This is a genomic window from Rhizobium sp. 01T437, from assembly GCF_056398505.1.
In genome coordinates this window covers 31,540-56,175 of sequence record NZ_JBFTPM010000010.1, presented here as the reverse complement: position 1 = coordinate 56,175, position 24,636 = coordinate 31,540, and the positions used below count along the sequence as shown (strand labels likewise).

Sequence of the window (24,636 nt, the reverse complement as noted above, 5' to 3'; positions counted from 1 at the left end):
GAATTCGTTTCTTTCGGTTGCTTATCCAAGGCGCTGGCCGCTGGCGTCGAAATAGAGTGGATCGCGCAGCGTCAGGCTTATTCGATCACCCGGCCGGATCGCGAGATATGGATCGGCAAGCGTGACTAGCTTGTGGTCGCGCACCTTGATGTGAAGGTGGTTCTGGTCCCCCAGATGTTCGATCCAATCGATCTTCGCATCGGCGTTCTGATCCACGATGATATCAAGGTGCTCTGTTCGCGCGCCGATCGTCTTCGTTCCCGGCGGCGGACTGGCACCCGGAAGAAGATCGGCCGGCAACAGGTTGATATGTGGCTGGCCAAGGCGCGCGGCGACATGAAGGCTGGCCGGATTGCCATAGATTTCGCGCGGCGTTCCGACTTGCAACAGTCGTCCTTCCGAGACAATGCCGATCCGATCCGCCATGGTCATCGCCTCGACCTGGTCGTGGGTTACATAGAGCAGAGTCGAGCCGAGCTCTTTCTGGATGCGCTTCAGTTCCAGGCGCAGTTCTGCGCGTAGTTTCGCATCGAGCGACGAGAGCGGTTCGTCCATCAGATAAATGGCAGGTCGGCGCACCAGCGCCCTGCCGATCGCAACGCGCTGCATTTCGCCGCCCGACAGACGCGTTGAACGGTTCTCCAGCTTGTGGTCGATCCTGACCATGCGCGCAATTTCGCGGACACGGCGGTCGATTTCTTCGCTCGCAAGTCGGTGCGCCGGGGCTCGCAGCGGAAAGGCAAGGTTGTCGTAGACCGTCATATGCGGATACAGCGAGTATTGTTGAAAGACGAAGGCGACATCCCGTTCAGCGGGAGCTTCGCCTGCGACATTGCGGCCGCCGATTTCGATACGCCCAGCGTCGGGGTGCTCCAGTCCCGCAATAAGACGCAACGTGGTCGTCTTGCCAGCACCCGTCGGCCCGAGCAGAACGACGAATTCACCGTCTCGGATCGACAGGTTGAGATCGGCCAAAGCCTGAGTGTCACCGAAACGCTTATTGAGCCCCTTGAGAACGACGTCAGCCATGCTGAGCCTCCGAGTAGAGTGCCGAGGCAACAGCGCGGCCCGACTTGCAGTCGAATAGCGCGAGCTTTCCCGGATTGAGTTCAAGGCCAACAGTCTCGCCGATACGGAAATCGCGGTTTGCCGGAACGCGTGCCTTGATCACGCCGCTCGATGTCTCGATTGCCACGACCTGATTGGTTCCGAGGTATTCGCTGCCATAGACGGCTCCTCGCAAGGGTGACGCGTCGCTGAAGCGGATATGTTCGGGCCTCACGCCGAGCGCAAGCTCCGCCTCGGCCATATCCTGGTGCACCTCGGGAATGCTGACGTCGACGCCGTTAAGCGATATCGACCGCGCTCCCGCCTTGAGACCCGACGTGAAACGCATGAAATTCATCGGCGGCGAGCCGATGAAATCTGCGACATACATGGTGGCCGGCTTGCTGTAGATGTCCTGCGGCGTGCCGAATTGCTCGATGACGCCATGGTTCATGACCGCGATCTTGTCGGCCATCGCCATCGCCTCATGCTGATCATGCGTCACGTAAACCGTCGTCGCGTGGATGCGGTTATGCAGTTCGCGCAGCTCATGGACCATCACCTCGCGGAATTCGGCATCCAGCGTGCCAAGCGGTTCATCCATCAGGAAACACTTAGGACGGCGCACGATCGCGCGGCCGAGAGCCACGCGCTGGCGGTCGCCGCCCGCAAGCCCGGAGACGGACCGGTTCAAGATATGATCGATCTGCAGCAGCCGCGCGGTCTCCTCGACGCGCTGGCGGATCTGCGCCTTCGGCATGCCTTGCGACAGGAGTGGGAAGCCGATGTTCTTGCGCACATTCATATGGGGATAGAGCGCAAAAAGCTGGAAGACGAAGGCGATGTCGCGGGCGCTGGCGCGGTTGAAGGTGACATCCTCCCCATCAAGATAGATCTTGCCGCTGGTCGGCAATTCCAGGCCGGCGATCATACGAAGCGTCGTCGTCTTGCCGCAGCCAGAGGGGCCGAGCAGTGCCAGGAACTCGCCGTCGTGAATGACGAAGCTCGAATCCTGCACCGCCACAAAGCCGCCGAACTGCTTACGGAGGTTTTCTATTCTGATGTCCGCCATGGCTCACTCCGGAAACTTCGAGACGATGATGAACATGGCGGTGCCTGCGAGCAGGGTTACCAACGAATAGGTATAGAGCACGAGAAGGAACGGCTGGAAGAGCATGAGGAAACCGATGGCGATCAAGGCGGTCGCGATGTTCTCCATGGGCCCCCGGCGCAAAAAGAACGGGCGCTTCGGGCGGGATGGGCGTGGGGTCTCGATGAGATGGGTCATTTGCGAACCGCTCCGAAGGTGATGCCGCGCAAGAGCTGCTTGCGCAGCAGAATGGTGAAGACGAGGATCGGGATCAGGAAGATCGTTGTTCCCGCAGCAACGGCAGGCCAGTCCTGGCCGCCTTCACCGATGATGGTCGGGATGAATGGCGGTGCCGTCTGGGCTTCCCCCGAGGTCAGCAATGCGACAAAGGCATATTCGTTCCAGGCAAAGATCAGGCAGAAGATCGCAGTGGCGGCGATGCCCGTGGTTGCCTGCGGCAGGACGACTTTCCAGAAGGCCTGCAGCCGGGTGTAGCCGTCGATCATCGCAGCCTCTTCATATTCGCGCGGGATCTCGTCGATGAAGCCTTTAAGCAGCCAGACGGCGAGCGAGACGTTAACTGCCGTGTAGAGCAGGATCATGCCCAGCGCCGTGTCGGAGAGGCCAAGCTCGCGGTACATCAGATAGATCGGTATGGCGACCGCGATGGGCGGCATCATGCGCGTCGACAGGATGAAGAACAGAAGGTCGTCGGCGAGCGGTATCCTGAAACGGGAAAAACCGTATGCGGCCAAGGTTCCCAACGATACGGCCAGAAATGTCGAGCCGAAAGCAATCACCAGAGAATTGGCAAAGCGTGGCAGGAAATTCGAGGGACCCGCAATGACCATGTTTCGCTTGCGGGTCACCTCATCACAGGTGCCGGTCGGTGCAGGCAGGGAGGCGATGTATTCCGGCGTCTGACGCGTTCTCGTCGTCAGCAGATTGCAGTAGCCTTCCAAGGTCGGCGTGAAGACGATCTTCGGAGGATAGCTGATGGAATCCGGCGGAGATTTGATACTGGTCAGGAAAATCCACACGAGCGGGATCATCGTGATCAGGGCGTAGAGGATCACGATAGCGCCGGCGATCCTCTTGCTGGTCGGGCTCGGCGCGACAACCGAATGGGCTGAGGTAACAGAGCTCATCGCTGCTTCACCTTGTTGAGTGCCTTGACGTAGATGTTTGCGAGACCGAACACGGCAACGAAGAGGACGATGGCAAACGCCGACGCCCGCCCGGTTGCCCAGCTCTCGAAGGCGGCCCGCTTCAAGGTGATGGAGGCAACCTCGGTGGTCGAGCCCGGGCCACCACCTGTCAGCAGTGTCACCATGTCGAACATCTTGAAATTCTCGATGCCGCGAAACAGCACCGCAAGCATGATGAAGGGCAGCGCCATCGGCACGGTGATCGACCAGAATTGCCGCCAGGCGGAGGCGCGGTCCACCTCGGCCGCCTCATAGATATAGTCGGGGATGGAACGCAGGCCTGCCAGGCAGATCAGCATGACGTAGGGCGTCCACATCCAGGTGTCGACGATAATGATCGCCCACGGTGCAAGCGAAACGCTGCCGAGCATCTGGATGTCGGCTGTCGGGATGCCGGTGACCAGGGAAACGGCATAGGCGAAGAGACCGATCTGCGGCTCGTAGAGGAAGCGCCAAAAGTTGCCGACGACGGCTGGAGACAGCATCATCGGGATCAGGATCAGCGTCGTCCAGAAGGCGTGGCCGCGAAACTTGCGGTCGATCAGATAGGCGAGCGTAAAACCGATGACGGTCTGCAGCAGGATCGTCCAGAAGACAAAGTGCGCCGTCGTCTGCATCGCCTGCCAGATATCCGGGTCGTTGAGCACCCGCTCGTAATTGCCCAATCCAACGTTCAGGACCGGCGCATTCGGACGGTTGGCGCGATAATTCGTGAAAGACAGATAGATCGCCCAGATCAGCGGAAAGATGTTGATGGCGAGAAGCAGGATTATGGTGGGCGCGATAAATACCCAGGCGATCGCTCGATCGGATAGTCCGCGGACGCGGCGGGCAAGCAATGTCGGCGTCGCCCTTGCAGTTGCGTCTGCAGCCTTCTCGACCATAGAGGAAGAAGAAATGTTCAAGGTGTCACCTGGTCTTTGCGTATATGAGACACGTGGCGGCCCGGCAGTCTTGGCGAGCCGGGCCGCCATTCTGACAAGAAGGTTGTGCGTCCAGCCGGACACTAGATCTTGCCATCGTCCTTGAAGACTTCGGTCCAGTCCTTCACCAAGCCATCAAGCGCCTCTTGCGCGGTACCGTTGCCGGCCACGACATAGTTATGAACGCGCTTCTGCATGTCCTGGAGGAGGGTCGCGTAGCTCGGCTCGGCCCAGAAATCCTTCACGATCGCCATCGAGTCCAGAAACGCCTGGGCATAGGGCTGACTGGAAGCAAAGTCAGGAGCGTTCACCACCGATTTCAGGCAGGAATAGCCGCCGAGCTGCCACCATTTCGCCTGCACCTCGGGCTGGGCGAACCACTTGATATACTGGAGAGCAGCGTCCTTCTTGTCGGAATAGGAAACGACCGAGATGCCCTGCCCGCCGAGCTGAGCGAAGTGCTTCTTTTCAGCCGGATTGGGGAAGAAACCGATCTTGTCGCCGCCCACCTTCTCGTCCTTGTAGAGGCCAGGCCAAGTGAAGGCGAAATTCATCTGCATTGCGACCTGGCCGGATTTGAAGGCATCAGCCGACTCGACCATGTAGACATTGGAGCTGCCGGGCGGAGTACAGCAATCATAGAGCGACTTGTAGAATTCCAGACCCTTCACCGCATCGGGTGAATTGACGAAGCCTTCCATTTCATAGGGCTTTTCAGGGTTGTCGTACTGGAAACCCCAGTCATACAGCACGTTGGTCACGCCCATCGTGATGCCTTCGGAACCGCGTTCGGTGTAGATCGAAGCGCCGTAGACTGTCTTTCCGTCGATCTTACGCTTCTGGAAAAACTCGGCGATCTGCTTCAACTCGTCATAGGTCTTGGGCGCGGTGAGGTCCCGGCCATATTTTCCCTTGAATTCCTTCTGCAGTTCCGGCCGCTCGAACCAGTCCTTGCGATAGGTCCAGCCGACCACGTCGCCCATGGCAGGCAGCGCCCAGTAGTTCGGCGTATTCTTCGGCCATTCCGAGTAGCCAACCACCGTCGCCGGCACGAAGTCATCCATCTTGATGCCTTCCTTGTCGAAGAAATCGTTGAGCTTGACGTAATGGCCGTTTTCGGCCGAGCCGCCGATCCACTGGCTGTCGCCGATGATCAGGTCGCAGAGCTTTCCGTGAGAGTTCAGTTCGTTGAGAAAGCGGTCGGCATAGCTGGTCCACGGCACGAACTCGAACTTCATTTCGGTGCCGGTTTTGGCGGTGAAATCTTTCGAGAGTTCGACTAGCGCGTTGGCCGGGTCCCAGGCCGCCCAGCAGAGTGTCAGTTGATCAGCTTTTGCGAGATTGGGCAGCGCCGACGACATGATGAATGCCGATGCCAGCCCGAGAAGGGCTTTCGATTTCTTTTGCATACGTTCCTCCCAGAACCAAAGCCGGCTCCCCGCCGACATGCAAGTCCACCAATTTCAGAGAATGCCTACATGAACTCCTCAATCCTCATGTTTAGCAATATGTTTAGTGATAGACGTTTTTATAAACATTGCAAGTAACAATCGTCACAGTCCAGTCATCCACCCCGTGATGATGCAGATTGCCGGCATGTCGAACAGTTCAAGACCCTGGCGTGCCACGCCGGCGGGCTGAAGCGTGATGCCTCGAGGTCAGAACGACGCTATGGGCAGGGGAGGACGCGCCGGGTATGATCGATCAATTGAAGGGAGACCGGCTGGTGTCTGCGCAGATGGATCGCGGCGGGGATGCGCAACAAACGCCAGCCGGGCTTTCGGACGTGCTTGGCTTGGGCCTGTCCGTCGTTTTCTGTGGCCTGAACCCTGCACTATCTGCAGTCCGGGACGGCCATAATTTCTCGTCTCCCAGCAACCGCTTCTGGAGGGTGCTACACCTTTCTGGCTTTACGTCGCGCCTCTTGCGCGCCGACGAAGAGCAGGAACTGCTCCAGTATGGATACGGCATCACGGCCGCCGTCTCGCGAGCCACGAAGAGCGCCAGCGAATTGCGGCTGGACGATTATAAAAAGGCAGCACCTTTGCTCGAAGCGAAGATAACCAAGTTCGCGCCGGCTAACCTCGCCTTTCTCGGCAAGGCTGCCTTCGCAACGATTACCGCACGGGCGGACTGCGATTGGGGAAGGCAGGGCGAGGTATTCGCCGGCGCTAACACCTGGGTTCTGCCGAACCCCAGCGGGCTTAACAGAGCTTTTGCCCTCGATCGACTGACCGCGCATTACCGTGACTTGAGAGCCGAAATCTAGCCACGCGTCGTTTGAGTTCCAGCTGCGAGCCTACAGGCGAACATCCAGATCGAAAGTGGCGCGGGCCTCATCGACAATGTCACCCGAAGCAATTTCTGCATGGCGATCCGAAGGAGAATGGGAGAGCCCTGCCCCGGTGCCGGGCGTTCCCCTCGGCGCGAGAGGCAAGCGCCTAGCTTACCCCATTGAGAACGACCATCTTGTCATCGGCCATCTCCTGCATCGTCCAAGGGATACCGCCGACGCCATAACCGGACTGGCGGCGACCTGCAAACGGCATCCAGTCCGTCCTAAATGCAGTGTGGTCGTTGATGAGAACGGTGGCTGCATCCAGACGCTTCGCCGCCCGGAGTGCAACGGCGATATCGGAGGAAAATACGCTCGACTGAAACGCATAAGGCAGCGAGTTGGCGCTCTGAATTGCATCGTCGAGGTTTCGGTAACCGTAGACGCAGGTCAGCGGGCCGAAGACTTCGAGTTGCGACACCTTTGCGTCGGCCGGCGGATTGAGCAGGACCGAAGGCAGCAGCGTCGTTTCCGACAGACGCCCGCCTCCAAGCTGTTTTGTTCCTGCATCGACTGCTTCCCGGATCCAGTTCGATACCCGCTCCGTTTCGCGTGGCAGGATCAGCGGCCCCACCTCGGTTTGCTTGAGGGTCGGATCGCCGACCCGAAGGGCCGCAACCGCAGCGGCAAGGTTCTCGGTGAACGGCTCCAGGATCTCTTCGTGCACGAATATCCGCTGGACCGATACACAGACCTGGCCTGCATGATAGTAGCCACCTTTGACGATGGGACTGACGACTGCGGCCGCATCTGCACTTCGATCGACGATAACAGGTGCGGCACCGCCATGTTCAAGCGCGCATCTCGTGCCCGGCGGCAGCTTGCTCTTGAGATACCAGCCGACTTTTGCAGATCCGATGAAGCTTAAAAACGCGACGCGGGGATCGGTCGCAAACGCTTCAGCAAGCGCGTTGTCATCGGTAACGAAGGTCTGGCACCAGCGTTCGTCCAGGCCGGCCTCCCAAAGCAACTTCACGATTTCGAGGCACGAGATGGGCGTTGTTGCTGCAGGCTTTACAATGACGGGGCACCCGACGGCGATCGCAGGCGCAATTTGATGGACAATGAGATTGAGAGGATGGTTGAATGCCGAGATCGCCGCGACACCACCGATCGGCTCTTTCGTTGTAAACGCCAGGCGATTCAGGCTCGCGGCCGTCAACCCCATCGGGATTTCCTTGCCGCCGAAGTTGCGGATTTCATCGGCGGCGTTGATCAGCCCGTCGATTGCTCGTGTGACTTCGACGATGGCGTCCGCCAGAGGCTTGCCGCCTTCCCGCGCAATCATCATCGCGAAACGGTCCCTGTTGTCGTGCAGCAGTTCCGACGTCTTTCTCAGGATCGCCATGCGCTGATACGCAGGCAACCACCCCTCGCGATCGGCAAAGGCTTTCGCGGCAATATCCAGCTTGCGATCAAGTGCGGCGGCGTCATCGGTCGGCAGTTCGGCGATGATCGCCCGATCAAACGCCTGATAAACCCTTAAGCTAAGCGACATCTCATGCCTCCAGAATTGCCGGGAGCCGTTCGCGCAGCTCTTTCACCAGCACACGTTCATTCTCCGAATAGTCGACGGGAACATTGACCAGATGCACGCCCCCACCTTTGAACGCATCCTCGAGAACCTGCTTGAGCTGGCCGATATCATCGACCCTCGTTCCTTTGGCGCCGTAGGATTGCGCATATTTGACGAAGTCCGGATTGCCGAATGTCATACCGAAGTCCGGAAATTCGTCGACGGCCTGCTTCCAACGGATCATCCCATAGGCATCGTCTTCAATCACGAGAACAACAAGGTTCAATTTGAGCCGGACGGCGGTCTCCAGCTCTTGCGAATTCATCATGAAGCCGCCGTCGCCGCAGATCGCCATGACCCGCCGTTGCGGGTAAAGCATCGCCGCGACCATCGCGGACGGAAGGCCAGCCCCCATCGTCGCGAGCGCGTTGTCGAGAAGCAGAGTGTTCGCCATTTTGGTGCGATAGTTGCGAGCGAACCATATCTTGTACATGCCGTTGTCGAGAGCGAGAATGCCATCATGGGGCATGACCTCTCTGATGTCGTGGACCAGCCTCTGGGGCGTAAACCGTTCCTCGGTCGCCCGGTCCGCGATACGATTGAGAATTCGCTCTCGCAGGTGAAGAAGCGCCTGCGCGTTCGGTAGCTTGCCTTCCAGGCGATCGGCGAGCGCCTTGAGTGACGGCCCGATGTCGCCGATGACCTCGGTCTGCGGAAAATAGACCTGCTCGACCGTCGCCGGCTGGTATCCGACGTGGACGACTTTCGGACCGCCCTTACCCATGATGAACGGAGGCTTTTCGATCGTGTCGTGGCCGATCGTGACGATCAGGTCTGCCTGCTCGATGGCCTCGTGGACGTAGTCTCGCTCCGAGAGGGCCGCGGTGCCCATATAGAGCTCTGTTCCCCCTGGAACCGTCCCCTTCCCCATCTGGGTCGTGAAATAAGGGATGCGCGTTCGAATAACGAACTGGGCGATATCCGACGTGGATCGAGGACGCGAGGCTGCCGCTCCGAACATGAGCAATGGACGCTTGGCCGATGCAATCAGCGCAGCTGCACGATCGAGCGCAGCGTCGCTTGCGGTCGGCAGTTCAAGCTGATGCGGCGCCACCAGCGCGATGTCTTCACACTCTTCTGCAGCAATGTCTTCGGGCAGTTCGAGATGAACTGGACCAGGCCGTTCCTCCTGCGCGATCCTGAACGCCTCCCTCACGAGGGTCGGGATCATCTGCGGCGAAACGATCTGACGCGTGAGCTTAGTCAGCGGCTTCATCGATGCGACGACGTCAACGATCTGGAAGCGGGCTTGGCGTGATGAAAGAATACCCTTCTGGCCGGTGATCATCACCATGGGCATTGCGCCGAGGAGAGCATAGGCCGCGCCAGTCGACAGGTTCAGTGCTCCTGGCCCAAGCGTCGTCAGGCATACGCCAGGCTTTCCCGTCAGCCGTCCGTAGGTCGCAGCCATGAACGCAGCTGCCTGCTCATGTCGCGTGAGCACGAGCTCGATGGACGATTTGCGGATGGATTCGACGACATCGAGGTTTTCTTCGCCCGGAATGCCGAAGATACGCTCCACGCCTTCGTTCTCAAGCGCCGCAATGAGGAGATCCGAGCCTTTGGTCATGGAAGGTGCCTGTGTGCTTTGACGCCGCACTCAAGGGCGACGCGATGAGGAACTTCAGACGCTGAACATAGGTCGATTTGCGGTCCGAACCAATCGCACCTTAGTGCAGATTTTGCATGCGAGATATGCTTGCAGAACCTCCCTCGGATTTGGAGCTGCCAATAGATCAAAATCATTGACGGCGCACACATTGCCTGCGTGCTGCCTCTCCCATTGCCTCGCGCAGTTTGTGTTCAGGAAAAAGATTGGCGAAAAATGCCGGCGAGGCGCTGGCGAGAGGTTTGGGATTTTCGCGGCAGGGTTCAACTCCCGAGCAGGATCGCGCCTGCCGTAACAATAATGCAGGCGAGAATGCGCCGAGCGGTCAAGATTTCGCCAAGGAACAACCAGCCGATCAAAACGGCGAACACAACGCTTGTTTCCCGTAGCGCCGTGATTGGGCCGGCCGGTCCGAGTGAGAAGGCGGCAATCACCACACCGTAGGCAATCATTGCGACCAACCCACCTCCGAGGGCCTTCCATGTGTCCCGCGCTCGAAAATCGACCCCGAGCCGCCGACGCATACCGATGAACGCAACAGGCAGGAACGTGCCATAGAGGACGAGCACCCAGGCAGTATAGGCGCCGCTCTGGCCGGCCAGTCGTACGCCGACGGAGTCGATCGTTGCGTAGGCGGCGATGATCGCTCCTGTCGCAAGAGCGAACAGGATGGACGAAGTGGAGGATCTGCCTTTGCCAAGGGATAGGCTCATGATCCCGAGGGCAATGAGAATGACACCTGCAATCTGGAAGGGGTCCAGGTGGTCGCCAGCGACGACGAACCCGCCGAGCGTCACGAGAAGCGGCACCGTTCCGCGAACGATCGGATAGACCTGCCCCAGTTCCCCATAATGATAGGCGGCGACGAGGAAGACGCTATAGCCGACCTGAAGGACGGCAGAGAGGAAAATATAGGACCATGCGGCCGACGGCGGCAGCGGATAGATGAACAGGAATGGAAGCGCGACAACCGTGCTCGCAAAGCTCATGACGGTAACAGTCCAGAGCCGATCGCCGCCGCTGCGCAGAAAGGCGTTCCATGTGGCGTGAAGGACTGCGGCGAAAAGCGCCAGGCCGATGACGGCGGCGCTCATTGCCGCGTCCTCGTCGCCAGCAGATCGGCTGCGACCTTCCGGGCATTGTCGATCGCCTCTTTCCCCTGGCCCATCTGAGCGAGCATCGTTGCCCCCTCGATCAGCATGGACAGGATCATGGCGATATGCGGCGCCCGACCCTCTTGCATCGACTGCGCCAGGATGTCCCGAATGCGGTCCTGAAGATCGCGCTTCTGGCGCATGACGGCCTCGAATACAGCATGATCCCGCTCGCCGAACTCCGCGAGCGCATGCTGAAACAGGCATCCGTGAAAATCCGGACTGTCGAACCAGCGTTCATGCCAATCGAAAACGGCCATGATCTTCTCATCTGGCGTCATTGCGGTTTCCGAAAGCCGGTCGAGCTGGCGTTTGAACCGATCCGTTCGCCAGTTCAGGACCTCGACAATCAGGCCGTCCTTGCTGGGAAAATGCCGATACATCGTCATCTTGGCGACCTCGGCCTCGGCAATGATCCGGTCTATGCCGGTGGCGTGGAAGCCGTCGCGCTTGAACAGGGTATAGGCAGTTTCAATGATGTGCTGACGTTTCTCGATGGCAATGGCACGAGGTGGCATAGCGAAATTCCAACTGAGACAGACCTGTCTCACTCATATGGCAACAGACAGCTTTGGTCAATGGGCGTTGTTTCGAACGAAGCCTGAACTCTTTCCCAGCATATTCCAACGTCGCTGTTGCTGCTTACGCCTGGCTGAACGCGTCAGATCAGACCGTACGGTCCGCGGGGCCTTTTTCCGCCACCACCAAGACTTGGACCGCTTTTTTGGAGTGATGCGAGAGCTTGCGGCAGATGGCGGCACCCTCCTTCTCAATGAATTTCATCCCGTACAACGCAAGCTGTTCTGGCCAGAAGGCCCACACCACTACTTTCAAACGGACTTGATCGAAGCGGATGTGCCGAACCCTGCTCGCGATGGCGGGCGAGGCTCGTGCCGACAAGGGATCGAAACTCTGGTCGACGGTACCCAAGCCTTCGTGGAGCGTGAGCGCAGTATCGCTGCACTAAGCGCCAGACAGCTTTCATGCTAGATTGGCGTTCCGGAAATCCACCACGTCGAGCGAAACAGCCATGGCCACAGCAAACAAATCGTCCCAAGCGGGAGCGCCACAGAAACGTCGCCACAAATTCCATCCCAAGCGAGACCCGAAGCCACAGGTACTCGCCCAGGCCAATCGCACAGTTTTACGGATGGTTTCCGTGGTGGTAGTTGCTTTTCTCGTCGTCATCGCCGTTCAGGCGCTGTGGTAGAGCGAATGACGCTGGCCCGGAGCGGCCATGGTCAACGGAAAATTCCTGGTCACGGAGCCTCCCGATATCTCCGTAAGGTAGGCGCTTGCGACAACATGGCGTCGAGTTGGTTCGCACGGGTGGCTCTCTTAAGGAGCTGTGACTTGAAACGGACAGTCGCCCAACCTCCGGCCCGTCTCCCCTCAACCTGCTCAGACAAGAGTGCCCTCATCCGATCCCATTCGCTAATTCGGTGTTGCAGTTTCGCACTCGACTCCCGTGGTACTCAATGGTTCAATTTCCGCTGCTGAGAGGGAGTAGGCAGTGATGTATTACGAGTGGAGCGAGGCGAAGGCACGCAGGCGGTACCTGATCAAGTTCGCGTCCGTATGGTTGGCTGCTATTGCGCTGGGATTTCTCCCGGTTTGGTGGTTGGTGCAGGAGACCACGTTCTAAGCCGCTAACGATATAAACGGTGGCGCTATATCCTGAATGGCACGTTCAGCGGCCAGACCCGCCCGTCCCGCGCTGCTATCGGACGGGCCAGCAACAGGCTTCCATTGCGAGCCACTATGGTCACTCACCATACGTGCAAGCTGCTAGCTACGCTCCCGGTCAGGGCTGCAGGGACTCGGCCCGACGCCTGATCCTGATCTCGATGCGGCGACGTTCCTTGACGTCTCCCGCCTGCCCGCTGGTGAGCGTATCACCCGGAATAACCAGCTGGGCAGCTGACATCGGCAACACGGTCACGTCCTTCAGCTTCGGATTTTCCTTCAGAATATTCGCAACCGCGATCGCCCGCGCGAGTCCAAGCCCGGCATTATCGGCAGGCTGGAGGGCATCGACAGGTAACTGGCCGTCGATGACGCCGATCGAAGCGTCGTCGAGATTGGATGTGCTTCTGGCGACGCGCTGCTCGTCCGTGTGCCCGATCACCTCGACCACGTCGACCTGGTAACGCTCGAGGTTGTCGGCAATCTGGTCCGCGATCGAGGTCTCAAGCTTGTCCTCGAATTCCCGCGTCAACGCGGCGCTGCCTGACGTGAAGTAATATCCGCCGGCTTCGGAGAGGCTAATGATAGGCGGCCATTCATGGGGTTTGATGTCCCCGTGCAGCAGTTGCTCGAGCTGGTCCGGAGCTTTGTCGAGTGGGATGTTGTTCGCTGCCAGTACCTTTGCGACCGCCGCAAGCTTGGCCAGATCAGCGGGGCTGGCGTCGTTCATTTTCAACCCGTCGATGATCTGCCGCGCAGAGACCAGCTCGCGCCATTCGCTCTCGAATTTCGCGCGATCGGTCGCCGACATGTTCGAACCGAGTTTGGACTGCGCCTCGACAAGCTGGGCGGATAGTTCCTTATTCTGCTGTTCCAGTTGCGCGAGGCGCTGCTCGGTGTCCATCCGTTGTTTCCGCTCGGCCGTGATCATGGCGGCGGCAACCAGCAGCAGGCAGAACACCAGCAGAAGCATGGATTCCGCCATCGTCAGCCCGAGGATGAGGCCGCGGTTATATCCCTTGTGCTCCAGCTTCGGGCTTCCGCTTGCCTGGGTCACCATCTGAACAACCGCCGTTTCGGCTCGCCTAGTGTCGGGCTGGTCTCCGTCCTCTCGCCATCCAAGACAACCGGTTCGGCATCCACCATCGTACTCTCGCTCGCCCCTACCGCCTCGACAACGTCTGCCGTTTTCGAAGGGACGGACGGTGGCGGATTTTCCCTGTCACGCTCAAGCGCTTCCGCGATGCGATCCAGCTTATTGTCGATGCTGGTCAGGGGCCTCAATGCATCATCCACCTTAGCGGACTGCGAGCGTGTTTCCGCGATCCCCTCCTCCATCCGCCTGAGATGGGCAGCGGTCATATCCTTGATCGCATCGATTGTGGGGGTCAGCTCGAACCGGATGACATCCTCGGGTGGCCTGATCTCTCCGAGACGCGTACCGACGCCCTCCACGGCGGCACCGAACTTGTCGATGATCGTCGAGAGCTTATCCGTCGTCTCACTCAGTTTACGGGTCGCTTCCGCTGCTTGATCGGTCACCGACCTATTGTGGTCCTCGATGATCGATGAAAGCTTGGTCGCGGCCTCCTGGATCGGGATGATAGCCTCCTTGGAGATCGCCTCGATGACCTTGCGGATTTCCTCGCCGTTCTTTTCCGCCTGGCGACCGATCTCCTCGAAGCCCTCCGTCAGCATCTGGTTGCTGACCCTGCGGTAGTTCGAGAACTCGCGAGCGGACGTGTCGAGCTCGGTTCGGACCCGCCGCGTCATCTCCGCAAGCTCGTGGCGGGCGCTACGTTCGATATCGATCGGGTCCCGGCGCATCTGGTTGAAGAGGATGCGTAGCGTCACGCCCGCGATTGTCGATGTCACCGCGATACCGAAGTTCCGGACGATCGTCTCGATCGAAGTCTCCCCGGCGAACAGGTAGAGGGATACACCAAGGCTCGAAAGCGTAAACAGAAACCCCATGTAATAGAGGTTGTCGCCCGCCTGCTCATTGTGCAGCCGGAAGCCAGCCAGCGCTATCGACGCCAGGAAGTAGATCGCCATTAGCACCAAGGGCACTGCCGTCACGAAAAATGTCGACCAGGCTGCGAGTTTCGCCGACCAAATGAAGATCATTCCCCCGATCGTCACCGCTGCGAACAGCACGATAGGAGCCCAGTCCCGAAACGCAGTTCTTCCCGTGTCGTTTGATGTCATCACTCCAGTCCCTCCAGACGGGTGAAACCAGAAAACTCGCCGTTATTCTTCTCTACCCAGGATTTCCAGAACGCAGCCAGCTCCTCCATCTTGAACTTCTGGCCCGGCCGCTGGAACGCCAGGACTTTGACCTGCACCCCATCCAAAGACGTCCGGAATTTCTCCCGTGCAGGACTGCTTTCGAATTTGGCGATCGAAACGCCGTCGCGATAGCTGGAAAACGCCGGGGTATGTTCGACCATATCCGAGGCAACATACAAGGTTTTGGGGATGCCTGCAGGCAAGGGTTGGAAGGCTTCAAGGTTTATGCGTTGAATGCCCGCCATGATCGGCGAGAATTCGCCCGATGCGCCATTTCCAAGCTTGCCGGCGATTCCATCCAGGGGCTTTTGGAAACCCTTCTCCCAACGTTGCTGCACGAGCTTTGGGTTGCTGGTCCACTCGTTGGCCAGATCGCCGCTGCCCGGATTGCAGCCGTGGAAGGTTCTCTGAAGGTCTCCCTCCTTCTCCGTCAGCGCATAGACGTCGATCGCACCGTTGACCGGAACGCTGGAAACCAAGCGCTGGAACTGGTTCTTGAGGTCAAGTGATGTCGTGCCCGAAATCGGGTCGGTGACATCGAGCAGGATGGCCGTTTCACTGGTCGGACCTGTCGTCGGGCAGAGAGATGCCTTATCGAGCGAAACACTGGACATCGCCTGGTACTTGAGCCAGCCAAAGGCTCCGATCATGGCAAGCGCGACTGCCGAAAGCGCAATTGTCGCCACCACAGCGCCCGTCGAAAAGCCGCCTTTTCTGGAACGACTGCTACGCCGCCTGTTCCGCGCCAACGCCTGCCTCCGGGAATAGATTGTCCAGTCTGTGGTACTGCTCGACGGCCATCTCGAACGCGGAACCGATCTTCCTGATCTGATCGTTGAGTTCCGCCTGGGCGACCTGGATGCGTTCCGAAAGAACGCGATCGTCCCATTCTTGGCTCGTATTCAGGACGGGCGTTATCCGCTCCAGCTTGTAGGCGGTCGCGAAATATTGAGGCTCCGGCTCTGTTCTCGCAGCCCGGTTCGCCTCGCGGTAAGCCGTGAGAACAGCATTTGCGGTGCGCTCGAGATGGCTCTGATACTCCGCGAAAAGCCCCGTGGTCCGCGTACGATGGGCGATGATGGCAGCAGATTCCTGGCGGCGCGAGCTCAAATCCCTGACGATCTCTTCGATCTTGTCGCTGTGGTCATCGCGGATTTCACGAAGGTTATCGATCAGGTCCAGCTTTCCAGAAATGTAATTTTGCCGCGCCTCGTCGAGTCGACGCTGGACGCCGGCGAAACCGGGATACGGGTCGGTCAGCATGCAGCCGTCGATAAATGCCAGGATCGAGAAGAAAATCCCGATGGCGAAAAGCATCCAGGAATTCAACTCGACCAGTCCGAGCGGGTTCTCGCGAATTCGGCGGATGACTTCCGTCCCTGCCCCTTCGAGGATGGTGGCCGATACCTCTCGGTAGTGGGCCAAGGCGAGATTCACCACCAGGGCAACGACGATGTAGGCTGCAAGACCAAGCAATCCCCCAAGCTTCATGAGCCATGACCGATGAACGAGGTTTCGGACGCAGAAGATGGCGAACAACAGCGCAGCGCCGATATTCAGGACAGCGAACACAACAGCTTCTGTGATGCCGCCGATGATGCCCTGTTCGCTGCCCTTGGCCAGGAAGTTGCCGTTCATGACAATTTCGATAAGGACCAGGACCACGAGCAACGCGACCTTGACGCTCGTCGCGCCGGCGCTCGGTACCTTCGCCGCGCGATCCAGCCGATGCAGCCTCTTGAAAGAGGTCATCTCGTCTTCGGCGATCTTCAGATCGCGGCGCAAGCCATGGAGTTCGTCGACGCCGCTGGCGATCTCGGCCTTGAAATCGGAAAGACTGGATGCGTTTGCCTGCCGGATGAGCCCGAACTGTCCCTCGAAATCGAGATTGCGAAGCCGTCCGTCGAACGTCTGGGACTGATCCTCCAGAACTTGATAGGCCGACGCCTTCTCCTGCTCGATGCGGCCAACGATACGCTGCTCGACCTCGTCCAGCGACTGTGCCGACGGTGCCGGACGATTAGCCCTTCCGTTTTCGGTACCCTTCTCCCGGACTTCCAGCGTCTGGACCAGTTTGTCCGCATCGAGTGACGGGAAGATCTCCGTGGATGCGCGGAAGTCGTGACTGGATTCGCGAACACTGGTCCAGAGCTTGTTTAGTGCTTCAAACGGCAATGCGTCCTCATCGGAAACATGGTTGCGGAAATCCTAACTTGCAATGCGTAGCTCAGAGGTTGTGATCGGTCCAGCACCGGCGTCAACGGTCGGGGTTTAATCGCTCACCACGGTTAATCTGTGTCGGCAAGAACATCATTCCCAGGCGGCGGGTAAAACGGTTCCGGATCGCCGACCGGACTACCTGAAGCTGCGGACGCGGACATCAATCCACCAAAAAAAGTCCGACTCTCCGATCGACTTGAGCGTGCAATAGCGAGAATGTCATGGTCGCGGGCATTCCATCGGAAGTTGATATGGCGCGAAAACGCCGGCACAAGACGACATCGAAATCGACTCCGGCGGTTATCGTCGCGGTGTTGATCTTCGGCGTCATTGCATCCCTCTTCGGACGCAGGGAATCGCCGCCCGAACCAGTAGCAGTGAGTCGTTCGAATATCGAACGGGTATCAACGGCTCCAACCGCAGAGCAACAGGTAACATCCACGGCGCCCAAGCAGGCCGAACCAAGCCCCGATCTAGCCTCCCTCCCTGAGCCGTCTCCCAAGGCTCAAGTCGACGCACACCCTGAGCCCAAGCCTGTTACCCGATATGTCATCGGCCGCAAAGTTGCGTTGAGAGACGGACCCGGCAAAACGTTCGGTATCCTCGATCGATATGACAGCGGTCGCGAGATCACCGTGATCGAAACCAACCGCGACTGGTCTCACGTTCGGGACAACCTCACCCAACGCGACGGATGGATAGCGACGAACCTTCTTGGTGATCAGCAGCCGTCGCCACCTCAAGCCAAGGAGAAGCAGACGGAGGAGCCGGAGAAAAAACGGGAAGCGCCACCTGCGCCCCCGATGGTTTCCGACAGCCTGGTGATCCAGAGACTGATTGCGGAATCCATCGCGATATATCCGGGAACCTGCGCCTGCCCGTACAACACGGATCGCCGTGGGCGGTCGTGCGGCCGCCGCAGTGCTTACAGCAAGGGCGGCGGATACGCACCGCTTTGTTACCCGCAGGATATATCGGCGGGCATGATTGCGAATTTCAGGAAGCAGGCGAACCGATAGACGGTGGCATGAGCGCGTAGCTTACCAGGACGTCATTCGTCAGGATCCGGCGCTCACGCACCGTTTCCTAGCCTGCCAGATCGGGATGCCAAGGCGCCGCGCCTTGTCGGCGAGATTGTCGGTGATGCCGTTGCCCGGGAAGACGATCAATCCAGACGGCATGACGGAGAGCATGTCGTCCTTGCGGCGGAACGGAGCAGCCTTAGGATGTTTGCTCCAGTTCGGCTTGAAGGTGATCTGCGTCACTTTGCGCTTCGACCCAGCAGGCGGCGATGGGTTCTGCACCCTTCGGCGCGCCGCCGTGCAACAGGACCATGTCGGCATATTTGGCATGTGCATGATCGAGCTTTCTCCAGATGCGGTCATGGTCGCTAAAGGCGATCTTGATGCCTTTCGGACGGCGTGAGCCATGTCAGTTTCTCCATGACGGACCGGGCGGAACCTCTCTCCAACCCTTCCAATCCGTCACAGCATTGAACCGCGCCCGTCAAATGACGGACGCGGCTCAGCGGGAGGCGCCGGGGGATTAGTCTATCCGATTGCCTTCGGTGGAGAAGAGGTGGATTTTCTCGGATTTTGGCGCGAGGTGGATTTGCTGGTCGGGCTTTAAATCCACCCGCCGGTGCAGCACGATGGTTGCCATCTGCGTGCCGACACGCACCGAAAGATGGGTCTCCGCACCAGTCGGCTCGACGGTCAGCACGGTGCCCGGAATGCCCACCTCCGCAATGTCGAGGTCTTCCGGGCGGATGCCGTAGGTGCGCGCCGCACTTTGACTCAATTGCGGCGGAAGCGGCAGGGAAACACCGCCTTCGATACGGAAGCCGCCGTCGCTGACGCCACCCTCGAAGAGGTTCATCGACGGCGAGCCGATGAAGGCGGCGACGAAGGTGTTATCTGGGCGGTCGTAGAGATCGAGCGGCTTGCCGATCTGCTCGATGCGGCCGGCGCGCATGACGACGATCTTGTCGGCCATGGTCATCGCCTCGATCTGGTCGTGGGTGACGTAAACGATGGTAGCGCCAAGGCGCTGGTGCAGCGCCTTGATCTCGCTGCGCATGGTCACCCGCAGCTTGGCATCGAGGTTGGACAGTGGCTCGTCGAAGAGGAACACTTTCGGATGGCGTACGATGGCGCGGCCCATGGCGACGCGCTGGCGCTGGCCGCCGGAAAGCTGTTTCGGCAGGCGCTCCAGCAGAGGTTCAAGTGCGAGAATGCCGGCGGCTTCGCTCACCAGCTTATCGATTGTCGCCTTTCCGCGCCCCTGCAGCTTCAGGGCAAAGCCCATATTTTCGCGCACCGTCATGTGCGGATAGAGCGCGTAGGACTGGAACACCATGGCGATATCGCGCTCTTTCGGCGCGACGTCGTTGACGACGCGGCCGTCGATGCGGATTTCACCGCCGCTGATATCCTCTAGCCCCGCCAGCATGCGCAGAAGCGTGGACTTGCCGCAGCCGGACGGCCCGACGAGCGTGACAAACTCACCGTCCTCGATATCCGCGGAAACCCCGTGGATAACGGAGGCCGCGCCGTATTGCTTCAGAACCCGGTCGATTGCTACCGATGCCATTGTCTGTCCTCCCTCACAGTTTCAATTGCCAGACGCCGGCCTCTGCGACGGCGCCGGTGAGTGTTGCCGAACGTGCGGCGGCAAAGCCCGGAATGCGTTTGGACCCCGTCCAGCGGCCGTTGTCAGCGAAGACCTCGATGGAGCCGGCATCGAGGAAGATGCGCAGGCTCGACGGTTTCGCGCCGGTGGCGACGTAACGTGGCGGCGTCTTACCGGTGCGAGCGTCGAAGACAATCGCCAGACCATCGGCATCGAGTTTCACGCCTAGATCGACATCCGGATGATCGAAGGTGAGATCGAAGGCGGCGCCCGGCTCTGTGAGATCAAGTACGATCTCGACGGCGCCGTTGCCGAGCGGCACGGTCTTGCCGGCGGCAAGCGCGGTGTCGTCCAGCAACTGATGGCGCAGGCTTTTGACGGCTGCGACCGGCGGGGTCAGCACGGTGTCGCCGTCGAGAAGCACCCGGCGCGGCAGGGTCATGGTCGTCGGGAAATCGTCCTTCCTGGAAAAATCCGTCCAGTTGGCCAGCCAGGCGATGCCGACCGGCTCATCGCTATCAACGAAGGCCTGGAAGGCATAGGCATCCGAACCGAAATCCAACTCCTGCTCGACCTCCGCCGTGAAGGTGCGGCCATCGAAACTGCCGACGATGACGGAAGTGAGGTTGCGGCGGCCGGTGGCCGGGTCGCGGCTGGTAAGCAGACCGAAGATCAGCGCCCAGCGGGTTTCTGCGTTTTTGCCGGAAAGCCGTATCATGCAGGGGCATTCCGCCGCCGTCATGCCGAAACCGTCCTCGCGATGGATGATGCCGAGGAAGGTCCAGCCATCGGCGCCTTGCGCGTCTGCGGTTTCATAGAGCAGTACGACGCCGCCCTGGCTGTCGCGGCTGCCGAGCAGCATCTTCCAGCGGCCGTCCGGGCCTTTGAAGACATAGGGGTCGCGGAAATCGGTGGTGAGGTTCAAGCCTTCCGGGCGCAGCGGCATCACGGTTTCCGACGGGCCGGCGACGATGCCGTCGCGGCTGACGGCGGAAAGCTGGATTTGCTCTTCCGGTTGCCGGTCACGCACATGCTCGGTGTAGAAGACGCGGATTTCCTCGCCTTCTGGGCCGGCGCCGGGGATCGCGGAGCCGGAGAAGGCGCCGCCGCGGCCATCGTCCTTTTCCGATAGATGCGCCGCCGGGAAGAGGAACATGGGCAGATGCGTCCAGCGGACGAAATCCTTCGAGACCGCATGGCCCCAGTGCATAGTGTTCCAACGCGGCTCATGAGGATAATGCTGGTAGAAGAGGTGAACGTTTCCGCCGAACCGTCCAAAACCGTTCGGATCGTTCATCCAGCCGAAGGGCGGGCGGAAGTGGTAGCTGCCGGGCACGTCGGGGGCGGCGGTGCGGGCATCGCTGTGCAGGACGCGGATACCCTCCTTCATCACGGCTTCCGGCCGGAAGGCGTAAGCGACGGAGAGCGCTGTGGTTGTCGCATCATAGGACAGCGTGGCACGACCGCCCTTCGCGAGCGTGACAGCGAAGAACTCAAATTCCCCCGTGCGACGGGTCGTGGGCTCGCCGATGTCGTTGCCATCAACGGCGACGTAGAGCTTCGCCTCGCCGCCGGCATGGCGCGCCTTCAGCCAGAGATGCAGCACCGTGCCTTCGGGGAGCTCCGCTTCGATGATTTCAGGTGCTGACGTTTCGGACTTTGCCTGCAGAGACATGATCAACCTTTCACAGCGGAGCCGACGAATGAACTGACGAACCAGCGCTGGAAAGCCAGATAGAGAATGAGGACGGGGATCATCATCAGCACCGAGGCGGCCATGGCGCGGTCCCAGTAGATGCTGTCCTGTCCGAAGAAGGTGGCGATGGCGACGGCAATCGGCCGAGCATAGTCGGTCTGGGTGACCAGCGTCGGCCAAAGATACTGGTTCCAGCTTTCGATGCCCATGAGGATCGAGACCGTGGCGAGCGCCGGCAGGCTGAGCGGCATGTAGATCGACCGGTAGATGCGGAAGGGCGATGCGCCATCCATTTCCGCCGCTTCATAGAGTTCCTTCGGCAGCTGTGCGAAGAACTGGTAGAAGAGGAAGACATAGAGCGGGCTTGCCACCCAGGGCAGGATTTGCACCGCGAAGGTATCCGTCAGCCCCGCCCGCGACATCATGACGACGAGCGGCATGATGATGCTTTCTTGGGGGATGACATAGAGTGCGACGACCAGCGCCAAGAGCGCCGCCTTGCCGCGCAGCGAGCCCCAGGCCAGAACGAAGCCCGCCATGGAATTGATGACCAGACCGGAGACGACTGTGGCAACGAGGATCACCAGCGAATTGAAGAGATATCGGCCATAGGCCAGCTCGCCGGAGAAATGGGCGATCTCCTTGTAGTTCGATAGCGTCGGGTCGCTGACCCAGAAGGCGCGGAAGCTGCCCATGTCGGCGAGGATGCGGAAGCGGTCGTCCTTCAGGCTGGCGATCAGCAGCATGAACAGCGGCGAGATCATCACCAGCGCGATGACCAGGATGCAGAGGCTCTGCACGATGCGCAGGCTTCTCTTGCCGTTGCCCCTTGCGATTGCCAGCGGGGTGGGCTGGCTCAAAGCGATATCAGACATCGAAGCGCCTCAGGAGTTTGCGTTGCAGGAGCGCGATCAGAAGAACGATGACGAAGAGGATGACGGAAACGGCCGATGCGTAGCCGAGTTTCTGCTCCTCGAAGCCGGCGCGCACCATGTAGTGGACAACGGTTTCGGTGCTTTCCTTCGGGCCACCCTGGGTGAGGATCGCCACCTGCGTATAGAGCTTGAAGGCCTGGATGGTAGTAATGACCAGCACGAAGACATGGGTCGGGCGAAGGCCGGGCATGGTGACGTGCCGAAAGCGGCGCAGCGCGCTTGCCCCGTCGATGCGGGCGGCATCGTATAGTTCTTCGGGAATGCCCTGCAGGCCGGCGAGATAGATGATCATCTGAAAGCCGTAGGCCTGCCAGGCTGAAAGCAACACGATGGAGAACATCGCCCAGTTGGGGTCGCCGAGCCAGTCGATCGGCTGGATCGTGCCGCCGGAAAGGAACCCGACGATCTGGTTGAGCGGGCCGCTCGGATACTGGAACAGCGTGCCCCAGATGACGCAGACCACCACCATGGAGGTGATCGCCGGTAGGAAGAACAGGCCGCGCAGCAGGTTTTGCATCGGCAGCTTCTGGTGCAAGAGTAGCGCGGTCAGGAAGGCGAGGCCGCACTGCACCGGCAGCACCCAGATGGTGAAGCGCGTAACGTTCCACAGCGAGGTCCAGAACAGAGGATCGGTGAAGACGCGCTCGAAATTCAGGAGGCCGACGAAGCGCACCGGCGTCGGGCGCGGCACGAGCGGCTGGTTGGTCATCGCCGTCCAGAAGGACAAGAGGAACGGCGTGATCAGGAATATCGTCAGAAGCAGAACGGCAGGCGCGATCATCGCCATTTCCTGCCAGAGCCGCTGCTTGTCGCGGCGTTTCGCCGGATGCCGCAAAACGGGCGTGGAGGTCTGCTGCAAAGTCATTGTTTCCTCCTCATCGGTCATCCTCCCGAGATAGTCCAGGGCCGGCCGGAGAACCGGCCCCGTCAAACCCCCTTATTGCTGCTTGTCGAAGGGCGGGTAGCCGGCGTTGTCCTCGATATCCTCGTCGATCTTCTTGGCAGCCGCCGTCAGCGCTTCCTGCGCGTCACCACCGTTGAAGATCTTGTCGACGGCCTGCATGAAGGCCGAGGTGATCGTCGGATAGGCCGGGTGCGGCGGACGGGCGACCGCGGTCTTGGAAGCCTGCTCAAAGGCGATGGCGAGCGGACCGCCTTCCGCATAGAGCGGGGATTCGGCAGCGAAGCTCTTCAGGCCCGGATAGGCGGACTGGGTCTTGGCGTATTCCCGGTACTCCTTGTCCTTCAGCAGAAAGCTCAGGAACTTGCCGGCGATCTCAGGGTTTTCCGAAGTCGCGGAAATGCCCCAGATCCAGGTTCCGTTCGGGCTCACGCCCTTGTCGCCGATCTTCGGCAGCGGCATGACGACAATATTGTCCTTCATTGCTGCCGATGCTTCCGCGTAGAACCAGTGGCCGCCCATAGCGAGGGCGGCCGGCTGTCCCTCGGCGTAGAACTGGTTGGTGCCCGACGAAGTCGGTACGACCCAGCCCTTCTTCACCCAGTCCTGCATCATCGTCAACGCCTTGACGCAGGCCTCGCCATCGAGCGTGCCGCTGGCCTTCCAAGTCTTGCGGTCGATCAGGTCGCAGCCGGCGCTTTCGAGCAGGGGGCCGTAGGCATAGGTGATCCACTCAGTCTTGATGCCGTAGCCCCGGAAGGTGTCGATCGGCCACTTCACGCCTTCGAGCTTGGTAAGCTTTTCGAGATAGCCTTCGAATTCCTCGCGGGTCCAGGCATCGTCGACCGATTTCGGAATGCGGGCGCCAATTGCTTCAAGATATTTCCTGTTGCCGTAGAGCACGACCGAGGAGTCGGTGAGGCCGATCGCATAGAGGTCCTTGTCGATCGGATAGGTGCCCTGTGCGATATTCGAATCCGTCATGTCATCGAGCAGATCCTTGTCAATGAGCGGCTTGACGGGCTGCAGATAGCCGGACCAGACATAATTGGCGAGGAACGGAGCATCGAGTTCCATTATATCGGGCAGCTGCTTGGCCATGACGGCGGCGCTGAACTTTTCGTTATAGGCATCGTGCGGCGCGTAGATCATCTCGATGTCGACATCGGGATTGGCGGCCTCGAAGCGTGTGGCAACGTCGCCATAGGCCTTCACCCAGCCGGGATCGCCCTGGTGCATAACGTGGATGACGGTCTTCGCCTCGGCAAAACCGGCGGTTGCGACAAGCGCGGCGGACGCGAAGAGTGCGGAAAGTAAACGATTACCCATTAAAATC

General features: G+C 59.8%; 22 protein-coding genes and 1 pseudogene. 2 read left to right on the top strand and 21 right to left on the bottom strand.

All coding sequences use genetic code 11. The features are described 5' to 3' along the window. Positions 1-21: 21 nt before the first annotated feature. From AC1DM5_RS21345 to AC1DM5_RS21320, 6 genes are all read right to left on the bottom strand, one after another. A complete protein-coding gene (locus tag AC1DM5_RS21345) occupies positions 22-1,029 on the bottom strand; it encodes an ABC transporter ATP-binding protein (RefSeq protein WP_477820266.1) in 1,008 nt (335 codons plus the stop codon). Further along, positions 1,022-2,119: an ABC transporter ATP-binding protein gene (locus AC1DM5_RS21340; RefSeq protein ID WP_477820265.1), complete on the bottom strand. Its 1,098-nt coding sequence runs from the start codon at positions 2,117-2,119 to the stop codon at positions 1,022-1,024. Before AC1DM5_RS21340 ends, AC1DM5_RS21345 begins: the two co-directional genes overlap by 8 nt. Positions 2,120-2,122: 3 nt before the next feature. After that, a complete protein-coding gene (locus AC1DM5_RS21335) occupies positions 2,123-2,335 on the bottom strand; it encodes a hypothetical protein (RefSeq protein WP_007814759.1) in 213 nt (70 codons plus the stop codon). Beyond that, positions 2,332-3,285 carry a carbohydrate ABC transporter permease gene (locus AC1DM5_RS21330; protein ID WP_477820264.1) on the bottom strand — a complete coding sequence of 318 codons (954 nt, stop codon included), beginning with the start codon at positions 3,283-3,285 and terminating at the stop codon, positions 2,332-2,334. Before AC1DM5_RS21330 ends, AC1DM5_RS21335 begins: the two co-directional genes overlap by 4 nt. Further along, complete coding sequence (locus tag AC1DM5_RS21325) at positions 3,282-4,250, bottom strand: carbohydrate ABC transporter permease (RefSeq protein ID WP_477820263.1); 969 nt, start codon at positions 4,248-4,250, stop codon at positions 3,282-3,284. The genes AC1DM5_RS21330 and AC1DM5_RS21325 overlap by 4 nt, the downstream gene beginning before the upstream one ends. Positions 4,251-4,351: 101 nt before the next feature. Further along, a complete protein-coding gene (locus AC1DM5_RS21320; protein ID WP_477820262.1) occupies positions 4,352-5,677 on the bottom strand; it encodes an ABC transporter substrate-binding protein in 1,326 nt (441 codons plus the stop codon). Between the two features lie 287 nt (positions 5,678-5,964). Between AC1DM5_RS21320 and mug the strand changes: the two genes are divergently transcribed. Further along, a complete protein-coding gene (gene mug, locus AC1DM5_RS21315; protein ID WP_477820261.1) occupies positions 5,965-6,537 on the top strand; it encodes a G/U mismatch-specific DNA glycosylase in 573 nt (190 codons plus the stop codon). Positions 6,538-6,709: 172 nt separating this feature from the next. Here the strand turns inward: mug and AC1DM5_RS21310 are convergent, their stop codons facing one another. From AC1DM5_RS21310 to AC1DM5_RS21270, 9 genes are all read right to left on the bottom strand, one after another. Beyond that, a complete protein-coding gene (locus AC1DM5_RS21310) occupies positions 6,710-8,101 on the bottom strand; it encodes an aldehyde dehydrogenase family protein (RefSeq protein WP_477820260.1) in 1,392 nt (463 codons plus the stop codon). A gap of 1 nt (position 8,102) precedes the next feature. Beyond that, positions 8,103-9,749: an acetolactate synthase large subunit gene (locus AC1DM5_RS21305; RefSeq protein WP_477820259.1), complete on the bottom strand. Its 1,647-nt coding sequence runs from the start codon at positions 9,747-9,749 to the stop codon at positions 8,103-8,105. 302 nt (positions 9,750-10,051) lie between these two features. Then, positions 10,052-10,882, bottom strand: a complete 831-nt coding sequence (locus tag AC1DM5_RS21300; RefSeq protein ID WP_477820258.1) for an EamA family transporter — start codon at positions 10,880-10,882, stop codon at positions 10,052-10,054. Then, positions 10,879-11,460, bottom strand: a complete 582-nt coding sequence (locus AC1DM5_RS21295) for a TetR/AcrR family transcriptional regulator (protein ID WP_477975547.1) — start codon at positions 11,458-11,460, stop codon at positions 10,879-10,881. Before AC1DM5_RS21295 ends, AC1DM5_RS21300 begins: the two co-directional genes overlap by 4 nt. 148 nt (positions 11,461-11,608) lie before the next feature. Then, the gene (locus AC1DM5_RS21290; protein ID WP_477820256.1) at positions 11,609-11,872 is read right to left on the bottom strand and encodes a hypothetical protein; all 264 of its coding nucleotides are present in this window, start codon (positions 11,870-11,872) and stop codon (positions 11,609-11,611) included. Positions 11,873-12,746: 874 nt separating this feature from the next. Next, complete coding sequence (locus tag AC1DM5_RS21285; protein ID WP_477975545.1) at positions 12,747-13,688, bottom strand: OmpA family protein; 942 nt, start codon at positions 13,686-13,688, stop codon at positions 12,747-12,749. Further along, entirely contained in the window at positions 13,682-14,836 is a 1,155-nt protein-coding gene (locus AC1DM5_RS21280) for a hypothetical protein (protein ID WP_477820254.1), read from the bottom strand. The genes AC1DM5_RS21285 and AC1DM5_RS21280 overlap by 7 nt, the downstream gene beginning before the upstream one ends. Beyond that, positions 14,836-15,666, bottom strand: a complete 831-nt coding sequence (locus AC1DM5_RS21275) for a hypothetical protein (RefSeq protein ID WP_477975543.1) — start codon at positions 15,664-15,666, stop codon at positions 14,836-14,838. Before AC1DM5_RS21275 ends, AC1DM5_RS21280 begins: the two co-directional genes overlap by 1 nt. Further along, positions 15,644-17,092 carry a hypothetical protein gene (locus AC1DM5_RS21270; protein ID WP_477820252.1) on the bottom strand — a complete coding sequence of 483 codons (1,449 nt, stop codon included), beginning with the start codon at positions 17,090-17,092 and terminating at the stop codon, positions 15,644-15,646. The genes AC1DM5_RS21275 and AC1DM5_RS21270 overlap by 23 nt, the downstream gene beginning before the upstream one ends. 266 nt (positions 17,093-17,358) lie before the next feature. On the opposite strand from AC1DM5_RS21270, the gene AC1DM5_RS21265 reads away from it, so the two are divergent. Then, complete coding sequence (locus AC1DM5_RS21265; protein WP_477820251.1) at positions 17,359-18,156, top strand: SH3 domain-containing protein; 798 nt, start codon at positions 17,359-17,361, stop codon at positions 18,154-18,156. Positions 18,157-18,195: 39 nt separating this feature from the next. Here AC1DM5_RS21265 and AC1DM5_RS21260 read toward each other — a convergent pair. The 6 genes and pseudogenes from AC1DM5_RS21260 to AC1DM5_RS21235 form a co-directional block, all read right to left on the bottom strand. Then, positions 18,196-18,553 (bottom strand): annotated as a pseudogene (locus tag AC1DM5_RS21260) (DUF2493 domain-containing protein); the annotation flags it as partial. 129 nt (positions 18,554-18,682) lie between these two features. Then, a complete protein-coding gene (locus AC1DM5_RS21255) occupies positions 18,683-19,729 on the bottom strand; it encodes an ABC transporter ATP-binding protein (RefSeq protein WP_477820250.1) in 1,047 nt (348 codons plus the stop codon). 13 nt (positions 19,730-19,742) lie between these two features. Beyond that, positions 19,743-21,443, bottom strand: a complete 1,701-nt coding sequence (locus AC1DM5_RS21250; RefSeq protein ID WP_477820249.1) for a glycoside hydrolase family protein — start codon at positions 21,441-21,443, stop codon at positions 19,743-19,745. 2 nt (positions 21,444-21,445) lie between these two features. Continuing rightward, a complete protein-coding gene (locus AC1DM5_RS21245) occupies positions 21,446-22,339 on the bottom strand; it encodes a carbohydrate ABC transporter permease (protein ID WP_477820248.1) in 894 nt (297 codons plus the stop codon). After that, entirely contained in the window at positions 22,332-23,264 is a 933-nt protein-coding gene (locus tag AC1DM5_RS21240) for a carbohydrate ABC transporter permease (protein WP_477820247.1), read from the bottom strand. The genes AC1DM5_RS21245 and AC1DM5_RS21240 overlap by 8 nt, the downstream gene beginning before the upstream one ends. 72 nt (positions 23,265-23,336) lie before the next feature. After that, the gene (locus AC1DM5_RS21235) at positions 23,337-24,629 is read right to left on the bottom strand and encodes an ABC transporter substrate-binding protein (protein WP_477820342.1); all 1,293 of its coding nucleotides are present in this window, start codon (positions 24,627-24,629) and stop codon (positions 23,337-23,339) included. Between the last annotated feature and the right edge of the window lie 7 nt (positions 24,630-24,636).